A 9,811-nucleotide genomic window follows, 5' to 3' on the forward strand; every position below is an offset into this window, starting at 1 on the left:
AGGCCGACATGCAGTTCATCGATCTTGGCGCGCAGCGCGAACGCATCCGCGACAGGCTGAAAGCGGCAATCGACCGGGTTGTCGACGAAGGCCGCTATATTCTCGGACCGCAGGTCACCGAATTCGAAAACAAGCTCGCCGCCTATATCGGCACCAAACACGTGGTCGCTTGCGCCAACGGCACCGATGCGCTGCTGCTGCCGCTGTTTGCCGCCGGCATCGGCCCGGGCGACGCGGTGTTCGTGCCGAGCTTCACCTTCGCCGCCACGGCCGAAGTGGTGGCGCTGACCAAGGCCGAACCGGTGTTCGTCGATGTCGATGCCGACAACTACAATATCGACATCGCCAGCCTCGAGGCGGCAATTGCCATGATCAAGGCGGAGGGCCGGCTGAGGCCGAAGGCAATCATTCCCGTCGACCTGTTCGGCCTCGCCGCCGATTACGGGGCGATCATGGCCATCGCCAACCGCGAAGGCCTGATGGTAATCGAGGATGCGGCGCAGGCGACCGGCGGCTCGGCTGACGGCAAGATGTGCGGCTCGTTCGGCACCGTCGGCTCGACCAGCTTCTATCCGGCAAAGCCGCTCGGCTGCTATGGCGACGGCGGTGCGATGTTCACCAATGACAATGCGCTGGCCGAACAGCTGCGCTCGTTCGCCTTTCACGGAAAAGGCGAAACGCAATACGACAATGTCCGCGTCGGCATCAATTCACGGCTCGACACGCTTCAGGCGGCGATCCTGATAGAGAAGCTGGCCATCCTCGAGGACGAGATGGTGGCGCGGCAAGCGGTCGCCAATCGCTATGCCGAAGGTCTCGGCGATATCGTCAAGGCGGCGCGCAATCTGGGCGGCGGCCGCTCGGCCTGGGCGCAATACGCCATCGAAACGCCGAAACGGGACGGGCTCAAGGCACATCTCGGTGAAAAGGGCATTCCGTCGGTCATCTACTATGTGAAACCGCTGCACAGCCAGATTGCCTATCGCGATTATCCGCGCACGCCGACCGGCCTTGCCGTTTCGGAAGAGCTGCCGAAGCGCATCCTGTGCCTGCCAATGCATCCCTATCTGAGCGAGGCTGACCAGGACCGGATCATCGAAACGATCCGAAACTATATCGGCTCGAATTCGGCGCATGTAGCGGCGGCATAAATTCGAAAGCTTCGAAGCATGGTCGCGGAATACATCGACGAGTTCATCATGTTCTGCGCCGGGTTGTGGATGGCTGGCGTCGGCTTCGGATTTCTCGCGGACCCGTTCCAAGCTCGCCCCGGCCAGCAGCAAGCATGGTGGACCAACTTTGGGACTCGCTTCAAATGGATAGGACCGCTGTTGATCCTCATCGCGATATTGCTCGCGTTCGCGGCACCTTCCTAGGCTGGCGTCCGACGGCAGCTCGGCACGGTCGGCCATCGTTGATCAACAACCGCCGATTCAAGTTTTGCGCGTCAAGGCAGGCGGTCATCGGCACCGATTTTGCGATGCTTTGCTGCGCGCCGCAGCATAGTCTGCACCTGGCTCCCCTTTAGGCTGGTTCTCATGAAGAAGATTGGTTTCCTCTCGTTCGGGCATTGGACGCCCTCGCCGCAATCGCAGACACGAACGGCAGCCGACGCGCTTTTGCAGTCCATCGACCTGGCCGTCGCGGCCGAGGAGCTGGGTGCGGACGGCGCGTATTTCCGCGTGCATCACTTCGCCCGCCAGCTCGCCTCGCCCTTCCCGCTGCTGGCGGCGGTTGGGGCGAAGACCAGCCGAATCGAGATCGGCACGGCGGTGATCGACATGCGCTATGAGAACCCGCTCTACATGGCCGAGGACGCCGGCGCCGCCGACCTAATCGCCGGAGGGCGTCTGCAGCTGGGCATCAGCCGAGGCTCGCCGGAGCAGGTGATCGAGGGATGGCGCTACTTCGGCTACGCCCCGCAAGAGGGCGAGAGCGATGCCGACATGGCCCGTAGACACACCGGAGTGCTGCTCGAAGTGTTGCTGGGCAAAGGCTTTGCGCAGCCCAACCCGCGGCCGATGTTTCCCAACCCGCCTGGCCTGCTTCGCGTCGAGCCGCACTCGGAGGGCCTGCGCGAGCGCATCTGGTGGGGCGCCGCCACAAACGCCACCGCCGAATGGGCGGCGAAACTGGGGATGAACCTGCAGAGCTCCACGCTCAAATTCGATGAAGGCGGAAAGCCGTTTCACGTCCAGCAGGCCGAACAGATCCGGGCTTTTCGTGAGGCCTGGAAGGCGGCCGGACACACGCGCGAGCCGCGGGTGTCGGTGAGCCGGAGCATTTTTGCGCTGGTCGACGATCGCGACCGAGCCTATTTCGGCGGCAACCAGAGCGGAGATCATTTCGGTTACATCGAGGCAGACAGACGCGCGGTGTTCGGCCGCTCCTATGCCGCCGAACCGGACGTCCTGATCGAGCAGCTAAAGGGCGACGAAGCCATCGCCGAGGCCGATACGCTGCTGCTTACCGTCCCCAACCAGCTCGGCGTCGAGTACAATGTCCATGCCATCGAGGCGATCCTGACCCATGTCGCTCCAGGCTTGAGTTGGCGCTGACGGGTTGTATTAAGTAGGAACCTGCCTCTCTGCCCGGCTCAGGAGCCAAACAGGCGGCTATCCCAGTATACGGGTTGATGCAGGCTGGCCGTGATCAGGGAAAACTCCGGATGTGCCGGATTGATCAACACGTTGTTGTCGGGGCGAGCCACGACGCTTGGCACGATCAGGATCGCGCTGCGGCGCTCGACACACCATGTCTCACCGAATTCCTTGCTCACCGTTGCCGGCATCATATCCCATCCGGGCAACGACGGCTGAGAAAAGATTTCGTAGCTCAGCCCGCGCGGAAGCATGATCTGGACGTAAGGCTGGTTGGGCGGCAGTCTGCCGCTGCCGTGCACCAGCTTTTCCAGCAAGGCCGTTGAATAATGCTCGCTGGTGTAGATCAACGGGCTGCCGGGCGTGTTCCAGCGGCCAGGCGCTATCGTCGAGCCCGTCGCGTCGAAGATCGGATATGTGCCGGCTGGATCGCCGATCCTGAAGCACTGCAGCATGCGATCGAGTATCTGTGCCGTCAAGCAGCGGTGCCGTACTTCAGGCCTGCAAGGATATCGAGCACCAGTTCGGCGCCGATCTCGCTTTGAATGACCACGTCGATCGGGCGTCGGTCTTCCAGCATGGGATGAGACCGAAACAGAAAGTCACGAGCCTCACCTTCGATCTGCCAAACGTCGATGGCCAGGTTCCATAGGCGCGCCACCCGCGCCACCCGCATGCCCTCTTCCGAAGAGAGTCGGAGAGCACCTCTCTTGCGGCGCTCATAAGTTGCCTTTGGGACGAGGCGATATTTGAATTGCGTATCGGCCGGTGCCAGCAATTGTGAGACGCGTTCAAGCGCACCCCAACGGCAATCCGTCTTCGATTCGAGCCATCAGCCCGAATGGCGACCGTGCAGCCGTCTCCTTGGGCGGCAGCCCCAGCACATCGGCTATATTTCCAAATGCCAACATCGCCGCTCTCCATTCATGTGAAGCATTGCATAGCCTCAGGTGAGGCCAAGTGCAAGCATCCCCGTAGTCTCACGGCTGCTTCCCGTCGGCTCGTTTCAGCATCGCAAATGCGCGACTGATCCGTTGCAGGGCTGTGGCGTTGGCCAGCACTGCGTACAGCGCGAACCCGCCCGCCAGAATCCAGGGCGAAGCCGCGCCCATCGCGGTCGCGACTCCGTCGGCGGCGAGCAGCACGCAAATGAACACCAGACGTTCCATCCGCTCGAAGAAATCCGGCCAACCGTGGTTTTTCACAGGGATTTCCAGCGCCGTCCGCGCCTTGGCGTAACTGGTGAGGATCCCGCCCGCGAATGCGAACATTGCGATCGCCCACAGATCGGCAACCCAGCCGATAGCCGCAAAGACGGCCAATTCCTGATAGCGGTCGACGACGGCGTCGAAATAGCCACCGGCCTTGGTGCTCATATTTGTCCGGCGGGCGACCGCACCGTCCAGCGCATCGAAGCTGAAGGCAAACGCCAGGCAAAGGCCAAAGGCAAGACTTGAATGATGAAACGCGTAGGCGGCCGAAGACAAAGCCACGAGCACCAGCCCGCTGGCCGTAACCTGGTTCGGCGTCATGCCGATCCCGATCAGCGGAGAGGCGGCCTGCTCCCATAGCGGGTCGATGCGACTTTTCATGAGACCGGCGATCATGGCGGCTCCTCTGATGATGTCGGTTGACGGAGCTTTACCAGCAATTTGCGGGTTTGTTCCACCGTCGCCACCGTTTCGGTTGGCCAATGCGGGCCGAGACCGGGCTCAGCAACGTTCTCAACTTGCCGCAAAAATGATCTCGTTTGGCGAATGGGGCCGGCGGATTAAGGTACTCGCCGAGCTGGCGGCGAAACAGAACTTCCAGTCGCTGCGACAGCTGCCCGACAGCATTTTCACGGTTTGGGCGATGCCCTTGTGAGGTGGTGCAAATCGAACAGCAGTCTGGCGGCAGCACCCGAACGATGTGACTATGATCGCTTGCGATCCGTGGGAAGCCGGCCGAAAATCGATGCATAAGTTTCCACCCAAGTTCGCCTACCTGCTCGCGACCTCTGTCGGCGCGGGATTATCTCCAATATGGCCGGGCACGGCCGGCGCAATGGTTGGAGTGGCTGTTGCCGCGGCTCTGATACCCGCATCACCTTGGCTGACGGTGCTTGCCTACGTGGCCCTGTTCGCCGTCGGCGTATGGGCGTCATCGTATGTTATCTCCCGTACCGGGACGGAGGATCCGCAGATCGTCGTCATTGATGAGACCTTCGGCGCGGCCCTAACCCTTTCCATGCTGCCCCTCGATCCGCTCTGGTGGGCAGCAGGTTTCCTTGCTTTCCGGTTTTTCGACGTCGTCAAGCCTTGGCCCATCCGTATCGCACATGACAAGGTAAGGGGTGGGGCCGGTATCATGGTGGACGATGCGGCTGCGGCTGTGGCCGCCGGGGTGCTGCTGCTCCTGCTGAACGGATTGATTGACCATTTGCCGTAATGGCGGCATTCGGCCTCACGGCCAAAGGCCAGCACGATGGTCCATGCTAGTTTAGCGCCACAAGGGGAGGACTGGACTAATGCGAAGCTATAGGATCGCGGCCATTCCAGGCGATGGGATCGGCAAGGAAGTCGTAGCGGCCGGCCTTCGTGCGCTGGCCGCCTGCGCCACGCGCGACGGCGGTTTCAGTCTCGAGGTGCAGCATTTCGACTGGGGCTCGGACTACTACAAGTTCAACGGCGTGATGATGCCCAAGGACGGCACCGAGCGGCTGAAGGCCTTCGATGCGATCTATTTCGGCGCTGTCGGCGCGCCAGACGTGCCCGACCATCTGACGCTTTGGGGGTTGCGGCTCGCGATCTGCCAGCCCTTCGACCAGTACGCCAATGTCCGCCCGACCCGCATCCTGCCCGGTATCGAGAGCCCGCTTCGCGGCGTCACGGCAGGGGATCTCGACTGGGTCATCGTTCGGGAGAATTCGGAAGGCGAATACGCCGGCCAGGGCGGGCGCTCGCATCTCGGCCTGCCTGAGGAAATCGCGACCGAGGTCTCGATCTTCACCCGCGCCGGCGTGACGCGCATCATGCGCTTCGCCTTCGAGATGGCGCGGTCGCGGCCGCGAAAGCTGTTGACCGTGGTCACCAAGTCGAACGCCCAGCGTCACGGCATGGTGCTCTGGGACGACATCGCCCGTGAGGTCGCGGCCGATTTTCCTGATGTCGCATGGGACAAAATGCTGGTCGACGCGATGACAGTGCGCATGACGCTCAATCCGCGCTCGCTCGACACAATCGTCGCGACCAATCTTCACGCCGATATCCTGTCGGATCTTGCGGCCGCACTTGCCGGATCGATCGGCATTGCGCCGACTGCGAACCTCAACCCCGCGCGGCGGTTTCCGTCGATGTTCGAGCCGATCCACGGCTCGGCCTTCGACATCACCGGCAAGGGCATCGCCAATCCGGTCGGCACGTTCTGGTCGGCGGTGATGATGCTGGAGCATCTTGGCGAGCCGGCTGCCGCGGCGCGCCTGATGCGCGCCATCGAGCGCGTGACGGCGGACGCCTCACTGCACACGCCCGATCTCGGCGGAAGTGCCACCACCGATAAGGTCACCGAAGCGGTGTGCGCGGCCCTACTCGGCGACAACGAGTAGGAAAGGAGCAAGCGCCTGGCATCGTTGTCATTCCCAGTGATGGCATCGGCAAGGAAGTCATGCCCGAAGGCGGGAGGCATCCGCACTCGCCGCCGCTCACCGATGATGTTCGTGCGCCTCCGTGCGGAAACCGAGCCCATCAAGTGTTTCGATCAGCACCTGTACAGGATCAGGCACACCGTGCGTTGACCGCCACGCGACAAATCCGTCCGGTCTGACCAAGGCGGAACCGCCGCTTTTAACCCCGAGCACGGAAGGCCACCGATGGTCCAAGTCAAGCAGATCCCCATTCGCACCCAACGAGTGGCACGTCAGCGGCATCCCGAGGCGCTGGCTTACGGAGTCAGCGGCCTGACACCATGCTTCGTCGGCGCAGAGGAGAAGAAGATCGCGGTCGCACAAATCGAGACTCGAAATCCGCTGGCCGGCACGCCCGACCGCGAAATGCGGCAAACGCGTGCCGGGGCGGCCCGACAGCTCCGTGGATTTTTGGAATGGGTGATCGTCCGGTGTGGATTCCAGAGCCACGATGCCTGCAGCGTAGCGTTGGCCAAATACCACGTCGTAATCCTCGACGATCGCAACAGGAGGAGGCAACCGCTTCGACGGATCGTCGAACCATTTCTGTAGGCGGGCGAGCGCTTGCGCCAACGTAGCCTCGATGACCGGCCGGCGCTCCATGTCATAGCTATCCAGCAACGAGGGATCGGCATGCCCGCGTGCTACCATCGCAAGCTTCCAGGCAAGGTTATGGGCGTCGTGGACACCTGAATTGCCACCGAAAGCGCCTGTTGGGGGCATCACATGTGCGGCATCCCCCACAAGAAACGCGCGGCCTCGGCGGAATTGGCGCGCTGTGAGGGCGGCCACTTCCCAGGAGCGCGCATCGACAAGCCTCGTCGTGATGTCCGGCCGGCCCGCACCTCGTATGATCAGTTCCCTGCACTTGGCTTCATCAAAATCCTGTGGTTTCTCGCCCTTTTCGGGAAAGTACTGGAGCGCCAGAAGCCATCGTCCACCCTGTCTGGGCGTGAAGGTCCCGTTGAGGTCCGTCACGAAGCACGACGTGAAGCGCTTGCCGCCTATCGTCGGAGGCATGTCCGTGTCAAAGACGACATTCATCCAGTGCTGAAGGCCGCCTGCCCCGCTGCGGCTGATCTCCAGCCTCTCTCGCAGGGAACCGTTCGCACCGTCCGCGACGATCAGATAGTCGGCCGAGATGACCTCCTTTGCGCAGGTCGCGATATCGCGAATTTCCGCGCGGACGACGGTCTCGTCCTGATCGAAAGTCACCAGCTCCGTGCTGAAACGCACGTCTGCACCGTTCCGCTCGGCGTAGCGGCGCAGAATCGGTTCCAGGACGTGCTGATCACACGTCGCTGGTTGCGTGGGGCTGAGGGCACTTGCATCCGGCCACGCCGGTCCGCCCCATTGAATCTGCGGATCGGCGAGATTCCTGGCGCGCGCAATAGCGCCTGCCTGCTGGTCCCCCGTCCGATTTGTACGAATCTCCTCCTCGAGGCCGAGGCTTCGGAATATCTCCATGCTGCGCGGGGAGATGCCGGCAAACTTGTACTGGATTGACGTGTCGGGATGACGCTCGACGAGGACACACGCAATGTCGTTGTGAGCCAAAAGGGCGGCCGCCGTCAGACCGTTCAGGCCGCCTCCGACGACGAGAACCGTGGTATTGGTCATCTCGGATCTCCTCTCATTGCTTTGACCACAAAAACATTTTGATTGATCAAATCATATGATTGGTCCAAGTATGTGTCAAGACACGAAGGAGCGTGGAATGAGACCGAGCCAAGATCGCTTGCAGCACGCCACCGAGGCATGGCGCCTGATGTTTGATTTCCTGATGCGGTCCGCGCCGGACCGGTTGGCGATCCAGCAGAAATTGGGCCTGACGCCCAACGACTCCCGCGCCCTCTTCACGCTCGACAAAGATGCGGGCAAGCCGATCGGCGCATTGGCTGCTCAATGGCAGTGCGATCCATCGACGGCGACCTGGCTGGTCGACCGGCTTGAGCAGGCGGGGCTCGCCGAACGGATTCCGTCGCCAGGCGATCGCCGTGTGAAGCTTGTCAAGCTCACACCCAAAGGTGCCGCAACCATCAAGGAATTGATGAAGGAATATCACAAACCCCCGCCCGAGATACTTGCGCTTCCACGCGCTGATCTGGATCAGTTGATCGGCCTCGTAAGAAAGTTACAGGCTGGCAAATCCGTGAGTTGATCCTATCCCGGAAAGGCACTGGCTAGGATCGGGTAGCGCCGCGTCACACTTTCCATGCTGCCGCTCGAGCTGCTCTGGTGGTCGGCAGGTTCCTTGCTTTCCGGTTTTTTTGACGTGGTCAAACCTTGGCCCATCCTATCGCGCATGAGAAGGTAAGGGGTGGGTTCGGCATCATCTGGACGACGCAGCGGCGGCCGTGGCCGCCTGGATGCTGCTGCTGCTGAAGAAGACCATTTGAGCGTTGTCGCAATGGCGACATCAGTCTCGTTGCGTCTCTACTTTCAGCATCACGCCTCTTCCAGTCTGCGTACACGAGCCCTGACCCCATTGCCGATGGCATCAGCGACTTCCGCAGGAAAATCCTTTGGGAGCGATGCAGAAACCAGTTCGACCGCCGCTAGCGCCTGTTGGCGCAGCTCATCAAAAATCGCCTTGACGGGTTTCGGACCGATCCCTGCTTTGGCGGCGGTCTGGATAAAATGGCGTGGCATGACGCTGTCGACGAGGTAGTGGCGTGTGTCACCAATAGCCATCGCCAGTTTCATTTTGTTGCGCTTGATCTGTCCCGCATCAAGGCTGGGCTGCGCTGAAATCACATCATAGAGCGGCGTTATGCGGAACCGGCCGCCGGGGGAAAGAAAGACGCTAAAATTCTTGGCGTGCCCATCTGTGGCGCCGAGAAGCCAAAAGGCAACCACGGCCTTTAAAACCGCAGCCTGGTCTACCTCCGGTTGGTCGCTTCCCTTCATCAAATTGAGGATAGCCGGAACGCCAGGCCCGCCGTCGGATTCGTATTTCAGTGACGGCGGCACAGAAAGGGCCTGGCAGCAGTCTTCCTGGGGCAAACGCAGGAGACGATTGTCACTAGTCCATCGGCGATCGAACCGCTCGACCGCGAGCACGCGATTGCCTTCGAACTCCTCGATTGCGACGACGGCGCTCGGGAGCCCTAGGGCGGTTGTCAGCTTGAGGCAGAAAAATTCGTTCTCGACGCTGAAGGAAAGATCGATGCCATTTGGCAACCGTCCAATCTGTGGTTTGAGGATGTGCGTCGTGGCAGTCGTCGCCAGCGGCTTGTACCAACGTCCTTTCCAGAACAAGAGCGCAGTCTTTTCCTGAGCGCCAGCGATCGAGATCCGGAAGTCCTCGTCCTCGCCAAGCCCAAGGGGAGCCGATGCCAGATCGAGGAGAAGACGAGCAATCTCGGTATCGTCAACGGGTTTGCCGTTGACAATACCGGCGGGGCCTGGCTCGACACCATCCGGCAGGAATTGCAATGCGCCGACACAATTGCGGATTCCGACGTGAAGCCGGCCGCCATTCCGATCAAAGACCGGCCACCATTCCGATTTGAAGCCGGCCACCATTCCAATCAAAAGTCGGCCA

General features: G+C 61.4%; 11 protein-coding genes and 1 pseudogene. 7 read left to right on the top strand and 5 right to left on the bottom strand.

The annotated features are described in order from the left end of the window. The first annotated feature begins 8 nt into the window (after window positions 1-8). The 3 genes from NKI72_RS15335 to NKI72_RS15345 all read left to right on the top strand — a co-directional run bounded on the left by NKI72_RS15335 (window position 9) and on the right by NKI72_RS15345 (window position 2,558). Window positions 9-1,151, top strand: a complete 1,143-nt coding sequence (locus tag NKI72_RS15335; RefSeq protein WP_352850282.1) for a DegT/DnrJ/EryC1/StrS family aminotransferase — start codon at window positions 9-11, stop codon at window positions 1,149-1,151. Window positions 1,152-1,169: 18 nt separating this feature from the next. Further along, window positions 1,170-1,376 carry a hypothetical protein gene (locus NKI72_RS15340; protein ID WP_352850284.1) on the top strand — a complete coding sequence of 69 codons (207 nt, stop codon included), beginning with the start codon at window positions 1,170-1,172 and terminating at the stop codon, window positions 1,374-1,376. A gap of 162 nt (window positions 1,377-1,538) precedes the next feature. Next, window positions 1,539-2,558 carry an LLM class flavin-dependent oxidoreductase gene (locus NKI72_RS15345; RefSeq protein ID WP_352850285.1) on the top strand — a complete coding sequence of 340 codons (1,020 nt, stop codon included), beginning with the start codon at window positions 1,539-1,541 and terminating at the stop codon, window positions 2,556-2,558. Window positions 2,559-2,596: 38 nt separating this feature from the next. Here the strand turns inward: NKI72_RS15345 and NKI72_RS15350 are convergent, their stop codons facing one another. The 3 genes and pseudogenes from NKI72_RS15350 to NKI72_RS15360 all read right to left on the bottom strand — a co-directional run bounded on the left by NKI72_RS15350 (window position 2,597) and on the right by NKI72_RS15360 (window position 4,207). Then, window positions 2,597-3,079: an RES family NAD+ phosphorylase gene (locus NKI72_RS15350; RefSeq protein ID WP_352503465.1), complete on the bottom strand. Its 483-nt coding sequence runs from the start codon at window positions 3,077-3,079 to the stop codon at window positions 2,597-2,599. After that, window positions 3,076-3,511 (bottom strand): annotated as a pseudogene (locus NKI72_RS15355) (antitoxin Xre-like helix-turn-helix domain-containing protein). The gene NKI72_RS15350 and the pseudogene NKI72_RS15355 overlap by 4 nt, the downstream one beginning before the upstream one ends. Window positions 3,512-3,580: 69 nt before the next feature. Further along, the gene (locus NKI72_RS15360) at window positions 3,581-4,207 is read right to left on the bottom strand and encodes a CDP-alcohol phosphatidyltransferase family protein (RefSeq protein ID WP_352470942.1); all 627 of its coding nucleotides are present in this window, start codon (window positions 4,205-4,207) and stop codon (window positions 3,581-3,583) included. Between NKI72_RS15360 and NKI72_RS15365 the strand changes: the two genes are divergently transcribed. The 3 genes from NKI72_RS15365 (at window position 4,206) to NKI72_RS15375 (ending at window position 6,186) form a co-directional block, all read left to right on the top strand. After that, window positions 4,206-4,466, top strand: a complete 261-nt coding sequence (locus tag NKI72_RS15365; protein ID WP_352614884.1) for a hypothetical protein — start codon at window positions 4,206-4,208, stop codon at window positions 4,464-4,466. The genes NKI72_RS15360 and NKI72_RS15365 overlap by 2 nt on opposite strands. A gap of 51 nt (window positions 4,467-4,517) precedes the next feature. Next, window positions 4,518-5,030 carry a phosphatidylglycerophosphatase A family protein gene (locus tag NKI72_RS15370; RefSeq protein ID WP_352470940.1) on the top strand — a complete coding sequence of 171 codons (513 nt, stop codon included), beginning with the start codon at window positions 4,518-4,520 and terminating at the stop codon, window positions 5,028-5,030. Between the two features lie 79 nt (window positions 5,031-5,109). Further along, window positions 5,110-6,186, top strand: coding sequence for a tartrate dehydrogenase (locus NKI72_RS15375; protein ID WP_352470939.1), 1,077 nt, complete (start codon window positions 5,110-5,112; stop codon window positions 6,184-6,186). A gap of 96 nt (window positions 6,187-6,282) precedes the next feature. Here NKI72_RS15375 and NKI72_RS15380 read toward each other — a convergent pair whose 3' ends face one another. Then, complete coding sequence (locus NKI72_RS15380; RefSeq protein ID WP_352850286.1) at window positions 6,283-7,884, bottom strand: FAD-dependent monooxygenase; 1,602 nt, start codon at window positions 7,882-7,884, stop codon at window positions 6,283-6,285. A 97-nt stretch (window positions 7,885-7,981) separates the two neighbouring features. Here NKI72_RS15380 and NKI72_RS15385 point away from each other — a divergent pair, with 97 nt between their 5' ends. Continuing rightward, the gene (locus tag NKI72_RS15385; protein ID WP_352470937.1) at window positions 7,982-8,425 is read left to right on the top strand and encodes a MarR family winged helix-turn-helix transcriptional regulator; all 444 of its coding nucleotides are present in this window, start codon (window positions 7,982-7,984) and stop codon (window positions 8,423-8,425) included. Window positions 8,426-8,712: 287 nt separating this feature from the next. On the opposite strand, the gene NKI72_RS15390 is transcribed toward NKI72_RS15385, so the two are convergent. Continuing rightward, the coding region (locus NKI72_RS15390; RefSeq protein ID WP_352850287.1) for a HipA domain-containing protein at window positions 8,713-9,811 on the bottom strand (1,099 nt) is incomplete at its 5' end.

Origin of the sequence: Mesorhizobium sp. M0437 (assembly GCF_040321335.1) — a bacterium.
Classification (GTDB): Bacteria; Pseudomonadota; Alphaproteobacteria; order Rhizobiales; family Rhizobiaceae; genus Mesorhizobium.

What these genes read in the sequence shown, in the direction of transcription:
- NKI72_RS15335 (WP_352850282.1), top strand. Translation starts at nt 9, where the DNA reads ATGCAGTTCATCGATCTTGGCGCGCAGCGCGAACGCATCCGCGACAGG.
- NKI72_RS15340 (WP_352850284.1), top strand. Translation starts at nt 1,170, where the DNA reads ATGGTCGCGGAATACATCGACGAGTTCATCATGTTCTGCGCCGGGTTG.
- NKI72_RS15345 (WP_352850285.1), top strand. Translation starts at nt 1,539, where the DNA reads ATGAAGAAGATTGGTTTCCTCTCGTTCGGGCATTGGACGCCCTCGCCG.
- NKI72_RS15365 (WP_352614884.1), top strand. Translation starts at nt 4,206, where the DNA reads ATGGCGGCTCCTCTGATGATGTCGGTTGACGGAGCTTTACCAGCAATT.
- NKI72_RS15360 (WP_352470942.1), bottom strand. Translation starts at nt 4,207, where the DNA reads ATGATCGCCGGTCTCATGAAAAGTCGCATCGACCCGCTATGGGAGCAG.
- NKI72_RS15370 (WP_352470940.1), top strand. Translation starts at nt 4,518, where the DNA reads ATGATCGCTTGCGATCCGTGGGAAGCCGGCCGAAAATCGATGCATAAG.
- NKI72_RS15375 (WP_352470939.1), top strand. Translation starts at nt 5,110, where the DNA reads ATGCGAAGCTATAGGATCGCGGCCATTCCAGGCGATGGGATCGGCAAG.
- NKI72_RS15380 (WP_352850286.1), bottom strand. Translation starts at nt 7,884, where the DNA reads ATGACCAATACCACGGTTCTCGTCGTCGGAGGCGGCCTGAACGGTCTG.
- NKI72_RS15385 (WP_352470937.1), top strand. Translation starts at nt 7,982, where the DNA reads ATGAGACCGAGCCAAGATCGCTTGCAGCACGCCACCGAGGCATGGCGC.